28 protein-coding genes and 1 pseudogene are annotated in these 24,354 nt (G+C 40.1%); 4 read left to right on the forward strand and 25 right to left on the reverse strand.

What is annotated here, in order from left to right:
- The coding region (locus tag OB236_RS15370; protein WP_262684880.1) for an IS3 family transposase at nt 1-175 on the forward strand (175 nt) is incomplete at its 5' end.
- Here the strand turns inward: OB236_RS15370 and OB236_RS15375 are convergent.
- The 21 genes and pseudogenes from OB236_RS15375 to OB236_RS15475 form a co-directional block, all read right to left on the reverse strand.
- A complete protein-coding gene (locus OB236_RS15375; RefSeq protein ID WP_262684782.1) occupies nt 121-1,065 on the reverse strand; it encodes a hypothetical protein in 945 nt (314 codons plus the stop codon). The two genes, OB236_RS15370 and OB236_RS15375, sit on opposite strands and share 55 nt — an antisense overlap.
- A 16-nt stretch (nt 1,066-1,081) precedes the next feature.
- On the reverse strand, nt 1,082-1,477 hold the full coding sequence (locus tag OB236_RS15380; RefSeq protein WP_262684783.1) for a hypothetical protein: 396 nt from the start codon (nt 1,475-1,477) through the stop codon (nt 1,082-1,084).
- A gap of 243 nt (nt 1,478-1,720) precedes the next feature.
- Nucleotides 1,721-2,404, reverse strand: coding sequence for a P-loop NTPase family protein (locus OB236_RS15385; RefSeq protein WP_262684784.1), 684 nt, complete (start codon nt 2,402-2,404; stop codon nt 1,721-1,723).
- A 115-nt stretch (nt 2,405-2,519) separates the two neighbouring features.
- Entirely contained in the window at nt 2,520-2,789 is a 270-nt protein-coding gene (locus OB236_RS15390; protein ID WP_262684785.1) for a hypothetical protein, read from the reverse strand.
- Between the two features lie 332 nt (nt 2,790-3,121).
- Nucleotides 3,122-3,361, reverse strand: a complete 240-nt coding sequence (locus tag OB236_RS15395; RefSeq protein ID WP_262684786.1) for a hypothetical protein — start codon at nt 3,359-3,361, stop codon at nt 3,122-3,124.
- A gap of 192 nt (nt 3,362-3,553) precedes the next feature.
- A complete protein-coding gene (locus tag OB236_RS15400; RefSeq protein WP_262684787.1) occupies nt 3,554-3,835 on the reverse strand; it encodes a CPCC family cysteine-rich protein in 282 nt (93 codons plus the stop codon).
- A gap of 32 nt (nt 3,836-3,867) precedes the next feature.
- Nucleotides 3,868-4,638, reverse strand: a complete 771-nt coding sequence (locus OB236_RS15405) for a tetratricopeptide repeat protein (protein WP_262684788.1) — start codon at nt 4,636-4,638, stop codon at nt 3,868-3,870.
- 43 nt (nt 4,639-4,681) lie between these two features.
- A complete protein-coding gene (locus tag OB236_RS15410; RefSeq protein WP_262684789.1) occupies nt 4,682-5,173 on the reverse strand; it encodes an SMI1/KNR4 family protein in 492 nt (163 codons plus the stop codon).
- A 391-nt stretch (nt 5,174-5,564) separates the two neighbouring features.
- A pseudogene (locus tag OB236_RS15415) lies at nt 5,565-5,846 on the reverse strand (recombinase family protein); the annotation flags it as partial.
- A 175-nt stretch (nt 5,847-6,021) separates the two neighbouring features.
- A complete protein-coding gene (locus tag OB236_RS15420; protein WP_262684790.1) occupies nt 6,022-6,459 on the reverse strand; it encodes a hypothetical protein in 438 nt (145 codons plus the stop codon).
- 95 nt (nt 6,460-6,554) lie between these two features.
- Complete coding sequence (locus OB236_RS15425; protein ID WP_262684792.1) at nt 6,555-6,881, reverse strand: hypothetical protein; 327 nt, start codon at nt 6,879-6,881, stop codon at nt 6,555-6,557.
- A gap of 43 nt (nt 6,882-6,924) precedes the next feature.
- Nucleotides 6,925-7,374, reverse strand: coding sequence for a hypothetical protein (locus tag OB236_RS15430; RefSeq protein ID WP_262684793.1), 450 nt, complete (start codon nt 7,372-7,374; stop codon nt 6,925-6,927).
- 47 nt (nt 7,375-7,421) lie between these two features.
- Nucleotides 7,422-7,691: a hypothetical protein gene (locus tag OB236_RS15435; protein ID WP_262684794.1), complete on the reverse strand. Its 270-nt coding sequence runs from the start codon at nt 7,689-7,691 to the stop codon at nt 7,422-7,424.
- Between the two features lie 2 nt (nt 7,692-7,693).
- Nucleotides 7,694-8,020, reverse strand: a complete 327-nt coding sequence (locus OB236_RS15440; protein WP_262684795.1) for a hypothetical protein — start codon at nt 8,018-8,020, stop codon at nt 7,694-7,696.
- A 103-nt stretch (nt 8,021-8,123) separates the two neighbouring features.
- The gene (locus OB236_RS15445; RefSeq protein ID WP_262684796.1) at nt 8,124-8,531 is read right to left on the reverse strand and encodes a hypothetical protein; all 408 of its coding nucleotides are present in this window, start codon (nt 8,529-8,531) and stop codon (nt 8,124-8,126) included.
- Nucleotides 8,532-8,564: 33 nt separating this feature from the next.
- On the reverse strand, nt 8,565-8,888 hold the full coding sequence (locus tag OB236_RS15450) for a hypothetical protein (protein WP_262684797.1): 324 nt from the start codon (nt 8,886-8,888) through the stop codon (nt 8,565-8,567).
- A gap of 336 nt (nt 8,889-9,224) precedes the next feature.
- A complete protein-coding gene (locus tag OB236_RS15455) occupies nt 9,225-9,413 on the reverse strand; it encodes a hypothetical protein (protein ID WP_262684798.1) in 189 nt (62 codons plus the stop codon).
- A 238-nt stretch (nt 9,414-9,651) separates the two neighbouring features.
- On the reverse strand, nt 9,652-9,987 hold the full coding sequence (locus OB236_RS15460) for a hypothetical protein (RefSeq protein WP_262684799.1): 336 nt from the start codon (nt 9,985-9,987) through the stop codon (nt 9,652-9,654).
- 102 nt (nt 9,988-10,089) lie between these two features.
- Nucleotides 10,090-10,644 (reverse strand): YdcF family protein, encoded by a 555-nt coding sequence (locus tag OB236_RS15465; protein WP_262684881.1) that lies wholly within the window; start codon nt 10,642-10,644, stop codon nt 10,090-10,092.
- A gap of 429 nt (nt 10,645-11,073) precedes the next feature.
- On the reverse strand, nt 11,074-11,529 hold the full coding sequence (locus tag OB236_RS15470) for a DUF6884 domain-containing protein (protein WP_262684800.1): 456 nt from the start codon (nt 11,527-11,529) through the stop codon (nt 11,074-11,076).
- Nucleotides 11,526-11,969, reverse strand: a complete 444-nt coding sequence (locus OB236_RS15475; RefSeq protein WP_262684801.1) for a hypothetical protein — start codon at nt 11,967-11,969, stop codon at nt 11,526-11,528. Before OB236_RS15475 ends, OB236_RS15470 begins: the two co-directional genes overlap by 4 nt.
- A gap of 108 nt (nt 11,970-12,077) precedes the next feature.
- Here OB236_RS15475 and OB236_RS15480 point away from each other — a divergent pair, with 108 nt between their 5' ends.
- Together OB236_RS15480 and OB236_RS15485 are read left to right on the forward strand one after the other, a co-directional pair.
- Complete coding sequence (locus tag OB236_RS15480) at nt 12,078-12,998, forward strand: aldo/keto reductase (protein ID WP_262684802.1); 921 nt, start codon at nt 12,078-12,080, stop codon at nt 12,996-12,998.
- A gap of 151 nt (nt 12,999-13,149) precedes the next feature.
- Nucleotides 13,150-14,337 carry an MFS transporter gene (locus OB236_RS15485; RefSeq protein ID WP_262684803.1) on the forward strand — a complete coding sequence of 396 codons (1,188 nt, stop codon included), beginning with the start codon at nt 13,150-13,152 and terminating at the stop codon, nt 14,335-14,337.
- Between the two features lie 97 nt (nt 14,338-14,434).
- Here the strand turns inward: OB236_RS15485 and OB236_RS15490 are convergent, their stop codons facing one another.
- The 4 genes from OB236_RS15490 to nikR all read right to left on the reverse strand — a co-directional run bounded on the left by OB236_RS15490 (nt 14,435) and on the right by nikR (nt 18,943).
- Nucleotides 14,435-16,195, reverse strand: a complete 1,761-nt coding sequence (locus OB236_RS15490) for a putative bifunctional diguanylate cyclase/phosphodiesterase (protein WP_262684804.1) — start codon at nt 16,193-16,195, stop codon at nt 14,435-14,437.
- Nucleotides 16,196-16,344: 149 nt separating this feature from the next.
- A complete protein-coding gene (locus tag OB236_RS15495) occupies nt 16,345-18,015 on the reverse strand; it encodes a copper resistance CopC/CopD family protein (RefSeq protein ID WP_262684805.1) in 1,671 nt (556 codons plus the stop codon).
- Between the two features lie 30 nt (nt 18,016-18,045).
- A complete protein-coding gene (locus OB236_RS15500; protein ID WP_076233407.1) occupies nt 18,046-18,450 on the reverse strand; it encodes a DUF2203 domain-containing protein in 405 nt (134 codons plus the stop codon).
- Between the two features lie 19 nt (nt 18,451-18,469).
- Nucleotides 18,470-18,943: a nickel-responsive transcriptional regulator NikR gene (nikR, locus tag OB236_RS15505; RefSeq protein WP_262684806.1), complete on the reverse strand. Its 474-nt coding sequence runs from the start codon at nt 18,941-18,943 to the stop codon at nt 18,470-18,472.
- Between the two features lie 256 nt (nt 18,944-19,199).
- Between nikR and OB236_RS15510 the strand changes: the two genes are divergently transcribed.
- Nucleotides 19,200-23,918, forward strand: coding sequence for an AAA family ATPase (locus tag OB236_RS15510; RefSeq protein ID WP_262684807.1), 4,719 nt, complete (start codon nt 19,200-19,202; stop codon nt 23,916-23,918).
- The last annotated feature ends 436 nt before the right edge of the window (nt 23,919-24,354 follow it).

The raw sequence follows: 24,354 nt of genomic DNA on the forward strand, positions 1-24,354 counted from the left end.
TGCCGAAGCCACATTTAAGATTTTCAAGACGGAATTTGCTAACCACGCTCATTTCCTGAACTCCGATCAACTTGCTCTGGAGCTTAGCGACTATGTCCACTGGTTTAACCACCACCGAATTCACGGGACTTTGGGGTATCTCACTCCCATTGAAGCTAGAAAAATCCCCTCATAAATATTGTCCAGTTTTATGTTGACAATCCAAGAAGATATTGATTTGAAATATGTATTAATAAAATTCAAGAATCCTCTTACACAAATCGCTTTAAACTGTTCATACGTTAATTTCACTTCGTATACCCTTCTCAACCCATTTAATTTCCCATCCCTTTTTAGTTTTACTTCCATCTGGTTCTCAGCCACAGTTATTGTATTTAACATCGCTGTATCGCTATCTGTAAAATGGAATCCCCAATAATCGCCTTCGTGTGCAAATATGTTTCGTAATTCGTTTATTACCCTTGCGAATATTTCCATATTTATTTCCGTGTTCCATCTATCGTTGTTGGTTTGTTTGTATCCACCTACAGTTTCGTTAAATTTATACCTATCATCACCAAGACTTCTTCTAAAATTATCTATAATAAACTGGGCATCTGCCTCTTCGATATATGTATTGAAAAAGTCAATAATTATCATTGATTTGCTATTCATTTCTATGTCAGCCAATGAATATAAGGTTTCTATACATACAACAAAGTAGAATATCTTTAAAGAATGCTTCCCTTTGCGTATTACATCCATATCGTCTGCAAGGGATACTAATCGTTCGACACTATTAATCATTCTCCGAGGACTATTGTTGCTTCTAAACTTTAAAATGTTAGTGATGAATACTACTAATTCCGACTTTTCTTCTACATAGTTAGTAAAGAACTCTACTAGCCGCGGCAATAGATCATCATCGTTTACTGCTGTTATGAATTGAAAGTAAAGTTCCATTTGCGCTTCACTATCATTTGAATCCATAAGGATAAATACTTCTTCTTCTTTTAAACTTAACTTTTCTATGAAATATGACAATGGCACTTGAATTTCTTCCAAAACCTTACGCAATTCAAACATAAGCACCCACCCAATATTAATAATTCCATCCATATTCTAACTTAGTATTCGTCTGGAGAACGAATTGCCCCCATGTTATACCTGTAATATTGGGGCTGTTACTTATCCCTTCGAAAGACCACACGATTTCATTTGTCCAAGGATCTTTGCCTTCTTTAGGGCTATATATAGACCAGCATGTCCCAATTGGATTAATTAGTAGTAATGTCATAAAGACGGCTTGGTTTATTTCCATATTATCTATATATTCTGTTACAAATTTCGCTTCAAATAATGATTTATCCTCTAATCTCCCATAGGTCTTTTCTTTAATTTGCAGACGAGTTGCATTTTCAAATTGCTTGAGCAGCTTGTCAGCTTTAATTTCATTTTTCACTCTCAAAAATAAATGCCATTTGATTTGGAAGTACATATACATCACCTTCACTCAGATTTTTACCAAATCCATGGTTTATGCTGACGCAGATATAATTTCAACATTAACTCCGCAGTAAGTCCTCGATTGTTTGTTGACCAAGAGTTATTAATTTAAATTTATATATTGGTTATGCGTGAATGTTATCAGTAACCTCTACAATTCCTAACCAGCGGCAAGGCAATCGAGCAACAAGAAACCACAACACGATGGTTAATCGCCCTGTGATTCCAAGAGACTCTATACATTACGAATTATCTTTTCATCTGGGTGTATGATCTCTATCGTTTCATCAACAAGTCCCTGTATGACATCAATTCTGCTCGTTGGTAAAAGAACAGTTGCTCCTGTTTCTTTAAGTATTTCATTGATCAACTTAATCCGTTCATATAAGTAGGTATTGATCAAACCAGGACTGAGCCAAGGATAGCCAAAAACTAGCTTACCATGAGCCAGACCAATGGCTGCAGAAGCATTCCATCTTTCATTACTTATCATTTCAATATTCCTGTCTAGTCTTGAAGGTGATAGCTGGAATCGTTCTATCAAACGATCTATTTGGTCATCCTGTCCACTCTTTAATTGCTTGATAATAGATGGTTTCCTAAAGGTAAACCATCTATTTTTATTTATTCCTTCACCTATATACCAGCCCAACTCATTCAAGTCTACTTTGCTCATTATCTTTCCATTAAAACTTATTTGTCCCTCGTAACCATACTTATTGCATCCAGCCAAAATATGTGAAAATGTCCAACCACCTGATCCACATTCCCCAATAAGCCCGTATGCCTTACCACCCACAAAAGATGCAGTAAAGTCATGACAATGATCCCTCATTGCCCCATACCCGATCAATGAAGGAGTACTAACTGCACTGACATTCTTTAATTCTATTTTGACTAAATCCGCGGTCAGTATCACACTTAAGAACCCCAATTCTGGTATATTTGAAATTGGAATATAGTTTAAAGCTTGTGCATAGAAACCTTGTAAAGATTGGAGCAATAAATCATGCAGATTACCATTACATGTTCATTCAGAAAATTATTGTAACCTCAACATCATTCCAAATGTCTTTTAAGTATTTACCATCAATCATTCCCTTTTTAAGCAATTCAATGTGATCTGTGAAAGATTGATAATCACCATTGAACTCTGATAAATACGTACCTCTACTGTTATGACTAATTGAATATTCCTTCCCCAAGTATTTGAAGTGAGTCTCATGACCATTGTCTAAGTCACGCATTAATTCCTCAAATGAAAAAGACATATTTCTTTCCTCCAGCTTTACAATTGTTCTCATTAACTGCTCACTTAGATTTAGCCCCGTTGGTTTATTAACACTTGATGAAAACAAAGGAGAACCTAACTTTATTCATTCAACCCTATATTCTTCTACGGTAAAAGGCTCATGACTTGCATCATCATCAAAACCTGATTGAAATCCACAACAAGGACAAATAGTCTGCATAGCGAATCCATCCTCATATTGAGGATAGTCCAATTGATCGTAGCCGCAGACAACACATATGTACATTTAGAGTTCATCCTTAAATCGAGATATGATTTTATTAATTTCCATAAACAACATCATCATAAGCATCACCTAATGAAAACATCATCTTTTATTCAGAATCATTTTTCCATTATGGGAACATATTCACGTGGAGCCTCTTCGAATCCCTTCCAGAACACCCAGAGTCTTTCACACTCAGGACATAGAAAGAAACTTTGCATCCTCATGTATAACTCTTCATTGTCAATTTTCTTATCATATCCCTCATAATCAACATCAGAGATAAACTTATACTCGATTTCACATGGGATATTACTATATCTTAATAAATTTCCACAAGTACAAAGCATCTTAGGCATAAAAACGCTCCTTCTACGGTATTAATAAATCTTCATCGGTTTAAATATGAAAAAAATAGAAACAACCTTGTCAATTTAGAATATTCTTAAGCTCATATTGTTTGTACAAAGAAATAGCCTCATTTGAAGAAAAAATGCTCGCAAATGACTTATCTGGTGCATTGTTTTTTATATTCTTAATAACCTCTTTCTTCATTCTTTATCTAGTAGTGGTATCCAACTCAGATCACGTTCATCTATTTCAGATGGTATCCTAACAAATTCTTTACATCGTCCTTCACAAGCACCAAATTCCACGAAACTTCGTTGTCCTTGCCTTAACGATACTTCATTTGCACCACCTTCATAATCAGGGTCATGAAATTGTACGTAATCATCATGCCAAAAGCATATTTCACAAATTAAATCAGTTCCAGGTGGTTCTTCTTCTAAAGTCTTATAGACACAACAAGGACAAGTATATTTTTCACTCATATCTTCCCACCTTTTATGTTGATGTTGTAACATCAACTACTCTCATTTAAGCGTTTACCAATCGCTTTTACTCCCTCTGAAACCCTCTGGTTATTTGGGTCAATCTCCAAAATCTTATTAAGCCACTTAAGAGCTTTTTGGTAATCCTTCAACATAAAGTAAGCATATGCAATTTCATTCAAGTTTTCTGTATTATTTGGGTTATATTCATAAAGTTTTTGAAAGCAAGGGATAGCTTTGTCAAATTGCTTTAACGAGCATAACACTAATCCTTTGTTCCACAACGCATCAAAACACTCGTTATCGTTCTGATATGCCAAGTCAAACTCTCTTAGGGCTTTCCCTATATCCTCTAATTTCCAATACATCCTCCCTAAATTCAAATGGGCTTCAGCTTGTTCATCATTAATTTCTAATGACTTTTGGTAAAAATTAATTGCTTGCTCATAGTCCTTTATCTTTTCGTAATAAACTCCAAGATAAAAATGAGCATCTTCATTATTGGGGTTTGCCATTATTGCCCTGTTAAAACAAGTAGAGGCATCCATAATATTACCAAGTATTAAGTAGGCACGACCTTTATTAAACAACAATCTTTCCCATGTAGGACTTATGTTTAATGCTTTGTCCAACAGCTCTATTGCCTGTTGTGAATTACCTAATTGTATTTGGCAACACGCCATATAATTACGGCAATCAGATTCGTTTTCTTCATCATTAACATAAGCTAACTCAAATTTTTCGTATGCTTCCTGATATAGTCCATTGGCATACAGTTCATCGCCTTGTTCAAATAAGTTCAATTATCTTCCACCTTTAAATAAAATCGTGCTGTCATGTACGTTCTTAAACAACAACATCATAAGCATCGCCTAATGAAACAAAATCATTTTCTAGCCAATACCACCTATTTCCACCATTCTCTATAAGCTGCTTAAGTAAATCAGTAAACGAATTTGCTATAACTGGGCAATCACCAATCACGCCATGTCTATCCCAAAAACTATCATAGCACTTCCCTAATCTTTCGATTTGAAGGTCTATGGTCAGATAATCTCCATTATCATCTTTTGCAATGGTGTACCACGTAGATGAAATATCATCTTCGCATTTTTCACCAACAATAACTGGATTAGCTAATACAAAATCACTGGGAGAAACAATGGAAATCGAATAATCACCTTTTGTAAAAAGGTTTACTCCTCCGCAAAACTTATAAAAATTAGTCAGATCAGAAGGCAATAGAAATCCTTCTTCTAAAACGGGAAGTCCACTTGGCGAATGAACAACACAATCAGGAAAGGTTTTCAGCTTAGTTAACAAACTTTCGATGTTCATCTATTCCATGTACCTCACAATTGTTTTATAAATTATTATTTTGTTGATCTTTGTGCTTTATGCCATCCAATCGTAATTCAGCTCATCACTAAATAACTTTGAAGACAGACCTGTTCATGATCTTCAACGCTCCAATGATTCATTTGAGTCCATATTTCATCTGTGAAGTATTTCAAAATGATATATGCTCCTATTCCCTTTTTATCCTTATTGTACCATTTGACGCGTCACCATACTTGATAATTTATCGTTCAAAATTGAGTTATGGGTCGCTGGTTGGGTGTGCACATAGGGTCTAGGAAAAAGGTAAATATTTGTTTGGTTTTAAGCCCCCCCTATACCAAAGTAAAAAGCATCTTTCATCAAGATGCTTCACCAATTATTAACCATCCTATGAAATTATCTTCCGCTTTTCCAATTCACGATACAACGTAGGTTTTGAAACGCCTGTTAATTCAACGATCTCCGTCAACGAATATTACTTACTATCGTAAAGCCTCATCGCTTGTTTGATTTTCCTGTCATCAGTCTTAGGTCTGTCACCTTTTCTACCTCTTGCTCTTGCCGCGGTGAGTCCTGCAAGCGTTCTTTCGCTAATAATATCGCGCTCCAGTTCAGCTATGACCACAAGCATACGAAACATTGCTTTACCTACTGCGGTTGTAGTATCGACTTAGAAAAATTCGTCTGTTGCTTTTAGAGAACTTTAAGTTAGCCATACGAGATAAGATTCTTACCGCTATCTCATTTATTTCTAATTATCGTGTTTTCATAGATTTTCAATATCATACGATTGGAAAGTGTAGACTATCAGCGGTCATGGCAAAAAGAAAACCACAATAAGAGGGTTAGTCGTATTGTGGCGCTTTAACAGTCTGAAATAACGTTATCAGTTCCGAAATCTGTTTCTTGCTTATCATTAAATATGGGTCTCCCCCATTAGTCAGTGAAACAACAAGAATAATAGAGTCTTCAAAAATACTAACTAGCACGAAACCTTTTCTCTTTTCTGAAGATCCTGTGGTGTAGATAATATCAACAGTCTCTCTCTCATGATGGAAAGCACCATTTAAAATTAGATCACATGCTTTTTCAAGTGCCTTCACCACTCTTTGAAACTTAGTAATATTTAATTGGATCTCCGCAGTCATTCCATCTTCATCATTTTGCGAGATTTGTATTCCTATAAATTTATTGTCATATATTAGTCTAACATTTCCCAATATTTTATCATTATCAGATTCAATATTTAAGTATTTTGTATGTTCTTGAAATTTATCATCCACTGTGATCTTCTCCTAAATTATTTTAAAAAAGCGTCTTGGTATATCTGGCATATCATCTCTACCTTATACCAAATAATCAAGTCTCAAGTCTCATTTCACCTTTTCACCAACTTATTTTCAAACCAATCAAATACAATCGGAGCCCCCTTTTCCTTTGATCTCCAGCCTTGTTCAATTGCTTTTGTTATAATCACTGCTACTTCTTTTGGCTTTACTATCTTCAAATTCAAATCATCAACATAAGGAAACTCAACCCAAAACTCATTAATGTCTGATTCAATATACACTTCAATTCTTTGTCCTTTCTCTTGACCATGTTCCGTAATTAATACGATACGTCCTTTTGAAGTTGCAGAGATAATCCACCTATATTCTTCTTCGTCTACAACTATTTTTCTGGAACCTTTTTTACTTAATGTCACAAGTTCACCACTCTATACATTTAAATTAAATCCGTAAATCTATTCAGTAGTATGCAAGAACTTTTCTTATTGAGCATTTCAGTATTTGTTCTAGCTTGGATATATCTTTCTCTATTAAATCGCTTTCTGGGTTCATAATTTCAATTGAGAAACGTGCGAATCCAGCAGCCCACTTATATTCTAGATCACTCAAGGAAATTGCCTCTCCGCAACAATCAAGCACAATTTGGAGACTATGAAATAGACTTTTATATGCCTCATCCATTTTTTGTTGCCACCAAGAGATATCAATCTGTCTGGAGCAGCAAGGACAATGTATGTTTTCAAAATTCTCACCTTGATCAATAAAGCGTACTTCATCCGTTAAAACATATCTCGTTTCATCATTGTCATGGTAATTTACTTTCATCCAGTCTCTAACAGCAATTAATTCTGCTTGATTTGGTGTGAACTCTGGATGAACTGGTATTAACTTTAAAAATGTGATGGACATAACGTCTACTCCTTACTGTTTGAAATACAATTTTCCATGAATCAGCTTCAATCAACTATGTTATCCATGTAATCCAACGCTTCATAAAGACTATTAAATGCTTCATCATGACCACCAAAATCTAAACCATCTATTTCTTTTCTAGTCGACATTCCTACTCCATTTTTAGGAGTAACTTGTATCTCAAAGTAATTTGATTTGCCATCATTCATACTTATCCAGACAGCCACACCATACTTATCAAAATACAAATTCCAGTGTGGATACCTCCTGGTTAATATCCCCTTAATTTCATCGATCTCCATGCTATCGTCCATGATTAATTGGATTCCTCACATCTATCAAATATATTTTCAAAATCACCCTCATTTATTAGATGCCTAATCACTTCTTCAATACGGTTACGACTACATTCATCTACAAGGAGCATGTCACTTCCCCAATAATACTTACCATATAAGCACTCACCAGTCCTTCTGTTCTTTTCAGTCAGTGTTTGTATATTCTTGTATGTGAAAAATGATGCTACCCATCTTGATCCATCATCAAATGTAACTATCACATCTGTGTTATCATCATATATATCCCATTCACCATCTGCCCAGTTTTCCGCTTCAATCCACATGGTATAAGATTTTTCTTTCATCATGAACCTCCATATCTCATTTGGACTTTTAACACCAACTACCTTCGTTACAATTGAAATTAGCTACTTTTCAACTGTATTTCCACCGTCTTCTTACGATGTTTTATCCAATCCATAGTTCGATTTCCTCAATAGAAATGACTTCAATCCCATTGCAATAAAATTTAAAATCATCTTCATTTTCATAGTCTCTTACAAGATACTTTCTTGATTCCCAGCCACTATCCATAATATCCAAGATCTCAAATCCAGTTAATTGAATAGCAGTTCCACCTGCATTGAGTTGTAGACTACCTAAATTATGAAAACGAATTAATACCTTGTACTTCTTAACTTTCTCTTTTGTGTTTAAAATGAAGTTAATGTCTAAGATTGATTTATTATAAACATCGAATAAAGAAACCGTGTCCATTTCGATGGAATACTTCAGGTCCAAGATATATTGTAAGTCACTTAATGTGAAATCAGTAACTTTCTCTGTAACTAATCCGAAATTCTTAATATCTAACATAATCTTTCACCCCCCTGTTAATACAACAGTACTCTAAACGTGTTCTTGATATGAAAAATGCTCTACCTGCATACCCTTTTCATTAAATACATTGAGTAACCTGGTCAAATACCAATTAATATCTGTTATTTCTACATTTGAATTTGAACTTATTCGCTTTCGCAATAATGTTACATTAATGGAGATTATTCCATTACACCTAAATAAAAATTGTCCTCCAATTCCTGTATCTTGCCATGTTAGAATAACGCCAATAATTTCCTCAATTCGTTCCTTTTTTTCTATGGTTTGAACAAGTGACTCAAAACTAATTTTTTCACTTTTCCAGTCAAACTTATCATCATCACCTATTGGCAAATATGATATTAAACCATTGTCATCTAGAGTCCAACCGAAATCTAATAAACTTCTTAATATTTTAGCTACAGAATAATGTTGAGAAAAACTAAAATCGAAAGATGATGAAACTGAGATAACTGTTCACCTCCTCGTATTCAACTAGCACTTAATCGAACCATTGATTAATTACAATAATTGTTTTAGTTATATTTACATAAATACTTACTACTGATTAGCTTAGATCATATGTCGTCAAACTTACTATAAGATTTAAGGTAGGAAATTGAGCGAGAAAATTCAAATTTAAGCCGCGGCTCACTGAAAAATTCAATATACATGGGCTTTGCTGATACATCACGCCATGCAACGCATTTGCTTTGTTGTTTTAAGTCCTGTATTTCCAATATAGACATTTTTTTGCAAACCTATATAATTAACAAATCTATTTTTGCAATATTCAAAGTCAATGAAATTGTTTAATCCATATTCATCTTTGTAATACAAACCGTTTTTATCAACTTTAACTATGTTCTTATACTCCATTAGCTATCACCTAGTCATTTACTAAACTATACTCCTTGATCAATGCTTCATTTTCGCTCTTTAGATATAACATGCCAAATATGTTTATTAGTCCAAATTCTATTGGTATTTTAAATCCAGACCTTGCTTCAACAAGTATCGTTATAATGCAGAGGACTAGATGAAATATGAATGATTTAATAAAGTTTTTTTACACAATAACCAGCTCTTTTCATCAACTTTGAAATCTATGTTTTATCTATAAATCGTATTTCGGATTACTTTGTATTTCCAATCGCTTTAGACAATCCTTTAACAAGCCCAAGGCTTCATTAATTTCATCACAAGTTTGAAGGATTTCAATATAGTAAAAAACGATACCAGACCTTAAGAACAAAATATCAAGGTTTTCTTTGATATGTCCTTGAAACCGCAATCGTTTAATAGAATCTGTAATAGCTTTTCCATTCAGTAAAGAATTGGATAGCTCATTGGTTTTAGCGTGAATATTATCTATCGTCAATTTTTGCTTAGTCTCAAAACGAAGTTTTAACATTGAAAGTATGATCATGAGGTCAATATCATTGTCATCCATAATAATTCTCCTTGCAATTATAATTACTTTCAAGTAATAACCTATCTCTCGAATACATACCATCTGTATGGTCATGTATCATTAATAGTTCTCCGTAACAAGTTATTTAACCCAATTCGGTATTTGTTTCCTAAAATATTTCCCTACTTTTTCTAACTCATTCATTACATACTTTATTTTTTCTTCATCTTTAAACCAGTTATCTTTTGAAGTCCCTGTTTTGTCTATCACTGGACTTACATAAAAAATAGTCTCTCTTGGAAAAACAAATTGATAAGTTAAAAGTGCTCTGCGAGCGTGATAATTTTTACAGACTAAAACAACCTTTTTAGGGTGAATTTCTTGTTTGTGTAATACTTCCAGAGATAATCGTGCATTTTCAAACGTATTTGTCGCCTTATCTTCTTTTAAAATTGCTTCTGGAGGAACACCTAAAGACATTCCAACATTCCTTAGAAATTCCCATTCAGTTGTTTCTACGTGCTGGGTCGCACCACCAGAAGGTAGTATAAATGGAGCGATGCCTTGATGATATAATATTGCAGCTTCTTCCATTAATTGAGGATGACTAGCGCCTGGTATTAAAATAACATCTGATTGACCCAGCTCCGTTTCGAAAAACATAAAATCGCTAATACAGTCAAATGGAAAAGAGATAGTAAGACCTCCTTAGTGTAAAAACAATGACCCATTATATACGAAATTGTAACTATATTTATAACCAATGATAAATGTCCGAGCCTTCTTTCACCTCAACATAACATATATTTCCAATATGTCCAAGTAGCTCTGATTACTAAATATGTGCGTCTGAAAGCGTGTTGAGCTTAGATAAAGTTTCAATTTTATGTATGCACGGCAGCTATGTGAATAATCAAAAAAAGCTTATCCCATTTGAAAGGAATAAGCCCTTTTTGTTATATTCATTTTTCAGTTAACTTAATCAATAACCCCATATATAGATGCAAAACCGCTTCTGATACCAACATGGGACCGCTTCAGGCTTACAAGTTCTCCACATCTAACACCAGTATTTAACAGAAATAAAACAAGGGTACCTGGAAGACGAGCTTCTTTATGTCATACTTATTTTTGAGCTGACGCTGCTAACAGCTCGTTGTTCAGCTTTTGCAACATATAACCTATCCCTTTGCAGTCGCTTAACGGATATGTCACGCTGCAGCTCGGATCGTACAACTGACTCATGACACGAGCGTGCTTTTTCCCGCCGAGCATGACGATATCCTTAATGTGATCCAGACGTTTATCTACAAGCTGCTGCCGGAGTGAATCGATGCTAATAATATCTGTGCTTTTGTGGTTGAAAGCCAGATCGTAATTAGAGGGAACGATATCATCGGGCAGCAGAAAACCGTGCTTGGCGGAAAGAATGACCCAATCGGTGAAGAAGGTCACTGCATATCGCTGGCAAGCCTTATGAAAGGCTCCAACATAAGCTTGTCTTGCTTCGGTTGGTCCAGCGGCAGCGTGGATGTCCCATATTTTCCTGGACCCGCAGGGAATGATGCATAATCGATTCATGGGGCAGCAGTGGCTGTCTTCAGGGTTGGGGTAATATATTCCGTGAATTTATCAGTGCCAACCTTCCAATCGATAGCGATTTTTTCTGTATCTTTCCAGGATGCTACTTTTGCTCTTTCGCTAAGAGCGATCGCCTGACCGTTTTTTAACAGCAGAGGCGAAGTCACTTGATACAATATAGGCGTCTGGCCCTTATGTGTGATCGTTACAGATGCTTCATTAATTTCCTCTGTGGACAAGTACTGAATCGTGGTCACTTCTTCCAATGCATTATCTTTGACCAAGTAATTCACGTTTATCTTCCAATGCTCGGATTGCCCCTGTAGGGTTGCAGGCTCCAGCGCTGCACTAGGTGCTGGTGTAGCCGCTGGGTTGCAAGCTGTCAGAACAGCGACTGCAAATAGTAGGACGATGAGGGGTGCTAATATACGGTTGCGCATTTCTCTAATCTTCTCCTTGTATGCTTTTAGCTTTATTATCTGCTTTTGACATCCGTTATGCAAATGTCGTTAAATAAAAGGATAACCATTATTCGAGGAGGGATACCTATGAAATATCGTCAATTGGGATCAACAAAGCTGAAAGTATCTGTAATTGGGGTTGGCACTTGGCAGCTTGGAGGCGAATGGGGTAAAACCTACACGCAGCAGGAAGCCGATGCCATTCTAGATCAGGCCAAGGAATCTGGCATTAATCTGATCGATACGGCCGAATGTTACGGAGATCATACCTCGGAGTCTCTTATCGGCAGTTACATTGAACGTGGACGCCGCGAGGACTGGGTAATTGCTACAAAGTTCGGTCACCAATTTCATGAGCATATGAACCGCTCCCAGCATTGGTCGCCACAGGAGGTTATCTCCCAATTGGAGGCATCGCTTCGAGCACTGCGTACGGATTATATCGATGTATATCAATTTCATTCCGGTACGGATGAAGCGTTTGATCAAGACGAGCTGTGGACTTTGCTGCACAAGCAGGTAGAAGCAGGTAAAATCCGTCATCTGGGCACCTCTATCGGCAGCGATGATAATCTGTACCAGACGGAACGTTCGAATAAGGTCGGCTCCGAGGTGATTCAGGTCATTTATAATCGGCTGGACCGCAAACCCGAGGAGCGCGTATTCCCGTCATGTGAAGAACAAAATCTTGGGGTATTGGCCCGGGTTCCACTGGCCAGCGGTTATTTGAGCGGAAAATATAAGCCAGGCGCGGTGTTTGCTGACAATGACGTACGTAATGCGCATGATCGGAATATAACGATAAGCAAGCTGGAGGAAGCTGAGCGCATCAGGCAGCACGAAGTACCCGAAGGCATGAATATGGCTACATGGGCTTTAGCCTGGTGCTTGAAGCATCCTGCTGTTACGGCTGTCATACCCGGATGCAAAAACGCGGAGCAGGTGATCTCCAATGCTGCGGCTGCCCAGTACATATCGGGCAATCACCCACAAAGCTGGAAAGCCTGATTGTGCGATTAATTACGAAGTTAGATAATCCATGTTTTTGAATAGTACCGTCCATGTAAATTGACCGCTTATCAAGGTATGCTAATCCGTGAACATACTTCAAGGGCCAATTTCTGCCTCTGTCGCCCTCATACGAAAGGTTCTGAAGCAGATGAAAGTGTCGACCCGTATTTATTTGGATGCCGGATTGCAAAACATGAAAAGCGTATTTTTCTTCACCTTTCTGGGAGTATTAATCGCCCGGCTGGGAGCTACTAATTTCCAAATTTCTTTATCCAATTCGCTTCCGCCTCTGTTTTGTGCGCTTTCGCTAGCTTTCCTTACGCGACAGCTCCCATTAACCAGAGGCGTTTTTTTGACAAGCGGATATGTGCGGCAGGGTGCATTTTTGTGCATGGCCTTTTCCGTACTGCTCCCGAATCCGATCCCTTATTTGATGATTTTCTGGTCAATCAATGCCGTTTCGGTCATGATCAGCAGTGCCCAGCAGCCAGCCATTTTACGTAAATGGGTTGAACCATCCGAGTTTCCACGCATATTTAGCAACAATAAAATTATAGGAATTATTATTGTAACAATAGGCAGCTTCACTGTCGGTCATTTTCTTGATATATACAACTGGATGTTTCCCAAAAACTATGTCATTTCGATGCTGATCGGCTGCTTTGCCACTTTTGCCGGGATGTCGCTTATTGCCGAGCTCGCCCCACGTGAAAAAATGAAGTTCAAATGGTCCAAGGTTCATCCTTTCCAGGAATGTGATCGAAGAACCTGGTGGATCGGTCTTAATAATACAGGGATTGCAATGGTAGCACCTTTATTCGTCATTTACCATGTCAATGTGCTCAAGCTTAGCAACGCACAAATCGCCTATTTCGTCGTCACGGCGGGTATCGTCTCCACCCTGCTGCTTCCGGTAGCACGCCGTTTGATGGACCGCTACGGGATTCTCAAGGTATATGGCGTTGCTGTGATCGGTATGGCACTTGCGATAATCCCCTATGGATTTATTCAATCGTTCTGGCTGCTGCTCGTAATTCAAGGCTGGGTGGGTGTATGCCTGGCCGTCCATGAAGTTTCTTCACAGACCATGATGATGAATGAAGCCGCGCGGCATGACAAAGAAATGGCTTACTTCTCTGACTTTCAATTGGTCATGAACCTGGGCAACGGAATTGGAGCACTTCTGGCAGGTGCGCTAATCGCCTTTCTGCCGATCTGGGGCTGTTTTATTACCATTGCTATTATACGGGTACTTTTCTACCTGACATATCGTTCTTCACAAGTTAGTGAGGTCAAAGAGCAGCTTGCACTGACAAACGCATCGGCCAAGCTGTAGGGGAGCGTTACATGATATGAAGGCTTAGAAATGAATTCAAAAAACACTTCAACAACACTTTATTGGTGTGTTTGAAGTGTTTTTTGATTGGCTTCACTTACCCGACATGGTGCGCCGCAATCGTTGGCATTATGTGAGTAAGCTCATGTGCAGGCAGGGGCCTGCTGTATATGTAACCTTGGATTTCTCTGCATTCCACACTGGTCAGGAATTCAAGCTGTTCGTTGGTTTCTACACCTTCTGCGATAACATCCAGCTTCAAACTGTGGGCCATTGCGATAATCGCCTGAACGATAGCCGCATCATCCGGATCAAAGGTGAGCCCCCGCACAAACTCCTGGGCAATTTTTAGCTTATGGATCGGGAATTTTTTCAAATATGTTAAAGAAGAATAGCCTGTTCCAAAGTCATCTATCGAAATCTGAACGCCATGGTTACGCAGTATCTGCAGCTTGTGAATAACTTGATCAACTTGAAACATCGCTATGCCTTCCGTAATCTCAAGCTCCAAGTATTGCGGGTCCAAGCCGCTTTCCTGCAATGCATCAAGCACAACCTCAACAAAGCAACCTTGATGGAACTGAATAGGAGAAATATTGACAGCCATTTTCATCGGTTCAAAGCCTGCCTGCTGCCAAGCCACGTTCTGCTTGCACGCCGTCCGCAATACCCACTCTCCGATTGGAATAATGAGCCCGGTTTCCTCTGCTAATGGTATGAATTCCCCCGGTGGTATTAAACCGAGGTTCGGGTGCCTCCAGCGCAGTAGTGCTTCCATGCCTATGATACGGTTACTCTCAATCTTAATCTGGGGCTGGTAGAACAAAACAAATTGTTCTTCCTCCAATGCTTTGTTCAGCCATTCCTCCATGATCAAGGTTTGAATGGCCGTATCGTTCATCTCCGCTGTATACCTTTGGAATCCGGTCTTTCCATGCTCTTTGACTCGATACATCGCCGTATCTGCATTTTTCATCAATGTGACAGGATCACCCCCGTCATCCGGATATAAGGCGATACCGATGCTGCAGCCGATACGCAGTTCATGTCCCTGCAGCTTAAAGGGAAGCGTTAATTGAGTTAAAAGCTTTTGTGCCACTTTATGTGCATCCTCTGCATTTGTTAATTCTTCGATGAGCACACAAAATTCGTCGCCTCCGGGTCGGGAAATGTGATCAATCGATCGCAAGCTGCTGCGCAGACGATCTGCTGCTTCAATAAGGAGCAAATCGCCGAAGTTATGACCGAACGTATTATTCACATTTTTAAAACGGACCAGATCAATGAACAGGACAGCTAATGATTGATTGTTGAGCTTATGGCGTACGATTGCGGTTTCCATGTGCTCCTCGAACATTTTTCGATTGGGAAGGCCTGTTAGCATATCATGATACGCCAGGAAAAACAGCTTCGATTCCAACTTTTCCTGATGCCTGTTATCCATTAAAGCAAAGTACAGCATAGGTGGCATAAATAGAAGCAGTCCAGCAATATCGTATAACGTATACAGCATACCCTTGTGAATATCCGCATACGTAGTGAACATTCGGATACCCACCTCCACCAACTCTGCAATGACGAAAAGCAGAATCAACAAAGGAATAAAATAAGCCGTTTTCATCGCTCTCCGCCTAGCCAGCACATATACGAATGGAACGATTACGAGCAGGGCAAAACCTGTCATCAAATAATTCAACAAATCCAATTCCATTCCAAGTACAATTCTGGATGAGATGATTACGGTATATGAGCAGAACGTAACCAACCCAATGCATAGCAAGGAGGCATTATTCATGCTACCGCTTGTCCACTTATTTCCTTCTCCGACTTCATTGGACATAACCCTTTTATTATTCATGATGTGCCTCAGCTTCCTTAAAGGAATATCCTCTATCCATCTATATCCTCATTTTACCTTTTTCGATTAAATTCGACAATAGGAAGATAGACCAAAAGGCCTAATATCCAACTTAAAGATAATAGGCCTTTATTATTACTGCATCACGATTAAAATACACGAATTTCTTTGACATATACGGTCTCATCATCGTTACTGTTCATGGCACGTACTTCCAGCTTCCAATAACCAGGATATGGCAGATAAGCACCGCGCGACTTGTACGTGTACTGCTTCATTCCGTAGGTTTCTTCCATGCCATTATTATTGTCCGTTTGCTTCAACGGTACTTCAAGCGGCGCTATCTCGGGTGAACGCATATCCTGCAGCTTCAGCATGACCTGCTTAGGCTTGCCAAGCTCTTCCGGAAGCCATATCTTCACCGTGAAGTCGTTCACTCCCGGGTTATTCGGTGAGATTTGCGCTGTCATATGAATTTTATCACCCATCACATGCCAGCTCAGCGGCTCGTTCGTTGGCAGTGGAGTTAAATAGGTGAATACACCGACAATTGCAACAATCATTAGTGCCAGGACGGCATCTATTTTAAGCAGGGAACCAATCCCCGAAAGCCCATTGCGTCGATGGTTGAAGCGAAGCAGTGAGCCGGTCACAATAACGAGCAATACTAGCGCGCTTTTGAACAACAACAGCTTACCCCATTGAGTTTCTACCACATAGAGAACATCCGGAAGCATAATAAATACTGACAATACACCAGATACGACAAGTACAGCCAGACTGGCAAGTGCGACCCCCGAAACACGCGGGAACAAGGCAATCGCTTCATCTCTGCTGCGTTTCCACAATACGAGAAGCATCAGCAGTCCTGCTACCCATAGGGATGCAGCAGCCAGATGAACGACATCCAGCATTACAGTCTGATTCACTGGCTCAAAGGCAGCCGCGTGGCCATTCAAGCTTTTGAACAACCAAATGAGAACGACCCATAATAGATCAATCCATAGACTTCGGAATAACACGACAAACCCAAGAAGCGACAGCATAAGCGAAGCTACCCACACATATCCGATACTCGTATGCGTGAACAGCATGGCAAGCGCCTCTGAACCACCGTCCCCAACCATTGCAAACAAATGCGTGAACATCATAAAAATAAAAGCGACCACAAAGCCCCTTTGCAGCTGTAACGTCCAGCCTTGAAGCACAGAATGCGTAGTCTCTCCCTTAATACCGTTAAACCGCAGCCAAAGTACCCAGCCGGTAAACGCCAGCATAAAAGCATAATAAACGATTCTCGAGATGAAATGAATAATATCTGTAAATTTAACACCATCGGAAAGGCCTGATGTATGCAAATGTTCACTATTCCCCGTCGTACCTGTCGGTATATTACTTAGGGTTTGCCCAACAGCGAACAAATACGTCGAATCCACCGGATGCCCGTCCGAAGATATCACATGATAGCTAACCAGATAATTGCCTTGTCCCAGATTGGGCAGGTCCAGAGTCAGCTTTGTGCGCTCCTGATTGATTTGTGCCTTGTTGGTCGTAACCTGCTTTTTGTTGGTATCCATCACTCGAATCCAGAACACACCGTCTTCGAGACGTTCATTAAAGGTTAAAGCAATTTGGGCAGGTGGTTGATCCAGCTCCGCATTTGCAGGCGGTACGGATTCCAGCAAACCGGCATGTGCTCCTGCGAGTTGGGGTATTCCCAGCAGCAGGGTAAACACGAACAAACTGATGAGAAGCAGTCCCATCAGCCTTTGAACATACGCCGATTGCTTTCCCAGGTGCTTCATTCGTACGCTTAACATACTCCCAAATCCTCCTCGTGCAGTCCCCGGTTATTCTTCGGCAAGCTTTTTTCTACCCGCAAAGCCCTCTTCCATTCCATGATAATGCGTAATACTGTCCTCTCCCTGCCGCCAACACAACAGTACCTCATGTCCGTTCCATATGGCTGGGAAATCGACGAGTCCCGTGTCAATGTCTTTTAATTGCACACCCTTTAATTCAAAGCTTTTGACAATCGTATTACCTTCCATCTGTAAAAAATCCATTTCACATTCCAAGGTAAAAAATGGATCCCTGCCCGCAGGTGGCACATGCTTGCGAAAATAAGCTTTCAGCAGCTGCAACTCGTCGTGTTTCTCTCGATATTGCTGTTTAATGCCTTGCAGCTTCTCAATATCCAATTTCACTGAAGGAATCATTGCATTAGCTTCTGCCAATGAAAAGAAAGTGGTCACATGATCATCCCCTATTCAATTAATTGTGATGATGGTCATCATGATGATGATGATGTCCATGTTCAGCGTGATCTGTCTCATCTACATGGGTCACGGAAAGCTCAGCATAGCCTACACCCTTTAACACCTGTATGCGCTGCTGCAGATCGCGAAGCCGACTGACAATTCCTCTAACTACAATGACCTCTAGGCATTGATGCTGGTTCAAATGAATGTGCAGGGTCGAATTGATTTCTTGATGGTACTGATGCTGAAGATCGGTTAGAACCATAGGCAAATCACTGACATGATGATCATACACCAGGACAATCGTTCCCGCAGCCATCTGTTCGGTTTGAATATGACCCGGCGCCAGCAGTGCTCTGCGAACCAAATCCCGAACGGCTTCCGAACGATTATCATATCCTTGACTAACCAGCATGGCATCGAATTGTTCGATCAGCGATTGCGGCATGGAGATGCCGAATCTGACGAGCGCTTCCTTCTCGTTCATATTTTTGTCTCCTTAGAGATTGCATAGTCATATTACCCCAAAACCCTGCTTGTTCTTTTAAATGTAGCACATCCACGAGCTACAAACCAAATTTTTCACGTTAATGTCACACTTGAAGTCAGTTATGAGAATTCTCAATTTACAGGTGTCCATGAACCAAGAGGAGATGGAAGAAAGCAATGCTTTCATTTGCTTGTCTACTCACGTATGCTACTATAGAATGACTAACTACATGGATAGTAAGGTGAATTCCAATATGTCTACTTTTGATCGACATACGAATACAAAATTAGTCGCTCAGCATGAGAAGTATATCATTTATCGAGGCTATGCCCCTACAAATAGTTCATATGTCCTCGTCAAAGCTCTTACATCTGCATCTCCTCATATAAACGATATTACGAAGCTGATCCATGAATACGAAATTTCCAAAGGTCTCTCTCATGAAGGTTTTGTCAAATCCATTAGCTTAGAAAAACAAGGCTCCGTCCTTGCTCTGACTATGGAGGATTTCGACAGTATCCCCCTCACAACGTATCTTCAATCGAAGCCTGTACCCCTTCAAGTGTTCTTTCCGATTGCCATTCAGCTCAGCAAAGCTCTCAACGAGTTTCATCATCATCAACTTGTTCACAAAGATATTCATCCCGGTAATATTCTGATAGATCCCACTACACTTAAAGTGAAAATTCACGGCTTTGGTCTCACCACCAGCCTTGCCCTGGCTCATCAGGCATTTGAGGGAACACCCGCTTATATGTCGCCGGAACAAACAGGAAGAATGAATCGGACGGTAGATTATCGATCAGACCTGTATTCGCTTGGAATTACCTTGTACGAAATGCTGTCAGGACGAGTTCCTTTTCAAGCTCTGGACCCGATTGAATGGATTCATGCTCATATCGCCAAAGAACCCATTCCAGTTGACACCTACAATAAAGAAATCCCTGCCCTTGTTTCCCAAATGATTATGAAGCTGACAGCCAAAAATATGGAAGAGCGGTATCAAAGTGCGTATGGTCTATCGGCTGATCTGGAAGCTTGCTATAAACAATGGTCAGAAACAGGCAGCATCGCTAACCATGCGCTTGATCAGGCCGCTCTGTACGGTAATTTTGAAATTCCGCAAATGGTTTATGGACGTGAGCAGGAGACTGCTCAACTGATAGAATGCTTTGATAGGTTCATGGAACTCGGTAATAAAGAAGCCGTGCTCATTACGGGTCACGCGGGCATTGGTAAAACATCATTAATCAAAGAAATATATAAACCGATCGTTGAACAAAAAGGGTACTTCATTTCCGGCAAATTCGTTCAGATCAATCGACACATTCCATATGAACCGATTATCCAGGCATTTCGCGACTTAATTGGAGAGATTCGTTCAGAGCATAGCGATAAGCTAATGGTTTGGAAGGAGCAGCTTGTTCACGCACTGGGACCGAATCTACCTGTCATTGCTGATGTTATCCCCGAGCTTACATCAATTATCGGTATAACACCACCAGTGGATGTTTTGCTGCCTATGGAATCGCAAAATCGTCTACAGCTGGCCTTTCGTCAATTTGTTCAAGTAGTTGCGAGAAGAGAGCATCCGCTCGTTATTTTTCTGGATGATCTGCAATGGGCTGATCCGGCGTCCTTACAACTTCTGGAAATCATCATGGCGGACTCGCATATCGATTACTTGTTTGTTATCGGTGCTTATCGGAATCATGAGGTGCAGCATTCCATTGCTGCCTCCCAGCAAATGGACAAGCTCCAAAAGTCCGGTTTGTCCGTTCATTCCATACAATTGGGTCCTGTAAAGATGGTTGATCTGAACAGGATGGTTGCGGATACGCTGCATTGCGACATTCAAGCATCATGGAGTTTGGCTGCTGCTCTATTTCGCAAAACCTCAGGAAACCCTTTTTTCTTTAAATTGCTGTTCGAAACTACGTATAAGGAGCTGCTGCTGACATATAACGTTCGTGAGCGTCTATGGGAGTGGAATCTGGAACGTATAGAAAACATTCAACATTCCGATGAAATGCTGGAATTTATTATTGACCAAATTGGCAAGCTTCCAAGCGGTACGCAAGTCGTATTGAGCCTGGCAGCCTGCTTGGGCAACCAGTTTGATTTACATATGGTTGCCGCTATGAATGGACAAAATAGCTACCAGACGGCAGCAGACTTGAAAACCGCTGTCATGGAAGGAATGATTCTACCTCTGAGCGAACCAGCCAGCCACATATTGGAAAGCTCCATGGAGATGATAGCCTCCGAATGTTTTCAAGATCAACCCTTGATGTATCGATTTATGCATGATCGGATTCAGCAAGCCGCTTATTCGATCATGGAAGAGGAACAGAGAATGCAAGCTCATCAACAGGCTGGCGCTTTTCTGCTTCAGCATACGGACAGCAAGGAACGGGACATACGTTCATTTGAAATTGCCAATCATTATAATCAAACGATCCATAGCGCCATCAGCGAACCGCCTCGGGAACTTCTAGTTGAGCTCAATATCCGTGCAGGACGTCAAGCAAAAGCTTCATCTGCCTTTGAAGCGGCTTCCCAATATTATCAGAAGGCCGTTCATTTCATCGAGGAAAAGGATTGGAGCATCAGATTCGAGTTCTGTTTCGAGCTTTTAATGGAGCATATGGAGTGCCTTTATCTCAGTGGCAGCCCAAGCACGGCAGAGCAGCTTGTTGAGTCTATGCTTCATCGTGCCCAATCCCAAAGAAAACGCACCCATGTTCGCCTTATCCAAATTACGCATTACGTCAATATGGGAAAATATGTCGATGCCATAACTCTTGGATTGGATAGCCTGCAGGAGTATGAAATTCGGATTCCCCGATACCCAAGTAAGGAGATTGTTCTTGAGGAAAGAGAAGCTGCCCATGAGCTGATCATTCGTGACATGCACAGTCTATTGGAATTGCCGGAGGTAAAAGATGCGGATCTACTGGCTGCGATGAATTTGATGCTCACCTTAATACTGCCTGCTTTGATTTCCGACAAGGACGTTTATACCCTGCTTATATCCACATATATGAAGCTTTCCATTGAATATGGCAACTGCCCCGCTTGTGCTTTGGCTTATGGGTCATACGGGATTCACGCTAGCTTTGTTTTGGGGAAATATGAGATCGGACAACAGCTGGCTAAAATCGCCTACCAGCTTTCAGAGAAATATCGGCTTTCATCGATCCGAGGAAAAGTTTATTTTATGGTAGGCAAGGTGCTTAATCAATGGGAAGACAATGAAGCACACAATAAGGCTTATTGGGTCCAAGGGATTCAACTGAGTATGAACAATGGGGACTATATATATGCCCGCTTGGCCATGGCTGACCATGTGAATTATACGTACACGCGCAAAAAACTGGGAGAGCTGCATGATCTTGTTCAGTCGTATTTGTCAACAATCGCCCAAAGCAAAAAAACTTATCGTATCGTTACCTTATATAATTATTTGCAACTGATCTCGGATCTTCAAGGATTAACCAATGACATCATTACCTTGGATATTACCCAATTGAACGAATATAACTCTGTTATCAATGAGTCTGGGGGAACGGAGTTCAAAGCGCTTCAATCTTTCAGAAATTATACCTATAAAACACAAATCCATTATTTACTCGGTAATTACTCTCAGGCAATTCAAGCGGCTGAACGTGCTGTTGCATTCATCGAATACACCTCGTTTCTCGCACATGTACCTGAGCATCATTTTTATTATTCACTGGCTATTAGCGCGGCTTGGGATACGTTTACAACTACGGAGAAACAGTACCAATGGACTCTGCTGGAGCATTACCAATTGACAATGAAGCAGTGGGCAGAGGTTAATCCTTCCTACTACATGCATAAATATAAGCTGATAACCGCCGAAATGGCACGCATATCCGGTGATGAATCAACCTCAATAACCTTGTACCATGAATCGATCATGGCTGCCCGAGATAGCGGCTATATTCAGAACGAAGCTATTGCGAGTGAGCTTTTTGCCAAGCTGTATTTGGCCAAGGGAATCGATAAAGTGGCCCGGGTTTACATGACTGATGCGTATGAAGGCTATATCAGCTGGGGTGCACAGGTTAAAGCTCGCGACCTATTGAGCAAATATCCCGAGCTCTTACCTTCCGAGAGCACCTTTAACCGTGAGCTTGTCATGAATCGGACACCAGAAGTCAAAGAATCCTCCAATCTCATTGATTTGGCCAGCATCCTGAAGGCGGCTCAATCCTTTTCCAATGAAATCAATCTGGAACAGCTGCTGTTCAAGCTCATGGGTATACTTATCGAAAATGCAGGCGCACAAAAGGGTTGCTTGCTGGTTTCAGAAGGAACGTCCCTGTTATCCAAGGTTTACGCACAGGCAGAGGATCGCTTCCTCACCTCCTTGGAATCCGTCCCATTGGAGCGCTGCGAGTATGTGTCACCCGATGTAGTAAGCTACGTGAGCCGAACTGAACAAGTTGTTAGCATCGATGACGCACGGATGGATAAGCAATTCTCGGATGACAGGTATATCATCAAGCAACAGCCCAAATCGATCCTTTGTTTTCCCATTTTGAAGCCTGACCATCCAGCATTGATTCTGTATCTGGAAAATAACCTGACGACTCATGCATTTACAGCGGACAGGATTGATGTTTTACAAATGCTCTCATTTCAAGTTTATTTCGTGTTAACCCTGCTGCAATCCTATGGCAAAACAACGATTCCGATAGCGACGACTCATTCAGCCAAAATACCTGCCTCTCTTGTTGATCCGCTGACTAGCCGTGAGCTGGAAGTATTAAATTTAGTAGCTAAAGGGTTGTCCAACCTGGAAATAGGCGACCAATTGGGTGTTGTGGTGGGGACCGTCAAAAATCATATCCAAAATATATACGGTAAGCTGGAGGTTAACAAAAGAACGAAGGCTGTCTCCCAGGCAAGGGAATTGAAGCTATTGAATGAGGATCCTATGTAGCGATTAACGAAAAAGTCAACTAATCTATTGAACTCTCACAACGTGTAGGTCTATCCGCCTATTTTTTATTTAGCTGATTTTCGTGTCGATTTAGAACATCTCGCTTATTTATCCGTAATTGACCGATTATGGCGAAATACAGCCATTTATTATAAAGCCCAAACCTTTCAGGACTATTTTTCGAGAAAATTAAGAGATTGACACGACACCATATATTGAGGTAAATTCATTTTACGGCTTCAAAAGCAACTAGATCTTGTGTGATCCACTATCATATGTCATTTGTTTTGTCAATGTGTTTTGCACAAACTTTTTAACCTCCATGCATGCAGCTGATGACTGGCATGTGCCTGTTTTGTCAACAGGACAACATGCTTTTTCCTTGTCTAAAAAAGGACACCGTATCTGATTTCATCTTATTTTTGTTCAATGAAGG

This window comes from Paenibacillus baimaensis, from assembly GCF_025567575.1.

Coding starts and splice junctions, on each gene's coding strand:
- OB236_RS15485 (WP_262684803.1), top strand. CDS start 13,150: ATGAAAGTGTCGACCCGTATTTATTTGGATGCCGGATTGCAAAACATG.
- OB236_RS15435 (WP_262684794.1), bottom strand. CDS start 7,691: ATGGACGATAGCATGGAGATCGATGAAATTAAGGGGATATTAACCAGG.
- OB236_RS15510 (WP_262684807.1), top strand. CDS start 19,200: ATGTCTACTTTTGATCGACATACGAATACAAAATTAGTCGCTCAGCAT.
- OB236_RS15430 (WP_262684793.1), bottom strand. CDS start 7,374: ATGTCCATCACATTTTTAAAGTTAATACCAGTTCATCCAGAGTTCACA.
- OB236_RS15455 (WP_262684798.1), bottom strand. CDS start 9,413: ATGGAGTATAAGAACATAGTTAAAGTTGATAAAAACGGTTTGTATTAC.
- OB236_RS15445 (WP_262684796.1), bottom strand. CDS start 8,531: ATGTTAGATATTAAGAATTTCGGATTAGTTACAGAGAAAGTTACTGAT.
- OB236_RS15410 (WP_262684789.1), bottom strand. CDS start 5,173: ATGAACATCGAAAGTTTGTTAACTAAGCTGAAAACCTTTCCTGATTGT.
- OB236_RS15480 (WP_262684802.1), top strand. CDS start 12,078: ATGAAATATCGTCAATTGGGATCAACAAAGCTGAAAGTATCTGTAATT.
- OB236_RS15490 (WP_262684804.1), bottom strand. CDS start 16,195: ATGAATAATAAAAGGGTTATGTCCAATGAAGTCGGAGAAGGAAATAAG.
- OB236_RS15470 (WP_262684800.1), bottom strand. CDS start 11,529: ATGAATCGATTATGCATCATTCCCTGCGGGTCCAGGAAAATATGGGAC.
- OB236_RS15390 (WP_262684785.1), bottom strand. CDS start 2,789: ATGAGAACAATTGTAAAGCTGGAGGAAAGAAATATGTCTTTTTCATTT.
- OB236_RS15380 (WP_262684783.1), bottom strand. CDS start 1,477: ATGTACTTCCAAATCAAATGGCATTTATTTTTGAGAGTGAAAAATGAA.
- OB236_RS15495 (WP_262684805.1), bottom strand. CDS start 18,015: ATGTTAAGCGTACGAATGAAGCACCTGGGAAAGCAATCGGCGTATGTT.
- OB236_RS15375 (WP_262684782.1), bottom strand. CDS start 1,065: ATGTTTGAATTGCGTAAGGTTTTGGAAGAAATTCAAGTGCCATTGTCA.
- OB236_RS15440 (WP_262684795.1), bottom strand. CDS start 8,020: ATGAAAGAAAAATCTTATACCATGTGGATTGAAGCGGAAAACTGGGCA.
- OB236_RS15460 (WP_262684799.1), bottom strand. CDS start 9,987: ATGGATGACAATGATATTGACCTCATGATCATACTTTCAATGTTAAAA.
- nikR (WP_262684806.1), bottom strand. CDS start 18,943: ATGAACGAGAAGGAAGCGCTCGTCAGATTCGGCATCTCCATGCCGCAA.
- OB236_RS15400 (WP_262684787.1), bottom strand. CDS start 3,835: ATGAGTGAAAAATATACTTGTCCTTGTTGTGTCTATAAGACTTTAGAA.
- OB236_RS15395 (WP_262684786.1), bottom strand. CDS start 3,361: ATGCCTAAGATGCTTTGTACTTGTGGAAATTTATTAAGATATAGTAAT.
- OB236_RS15475 (WP_262684801.1), bottom strand. CDS start 11,969: ATGCGCAACCGTATATTAGCACCCCTCATCGTCCTACTATTTGCAGTC.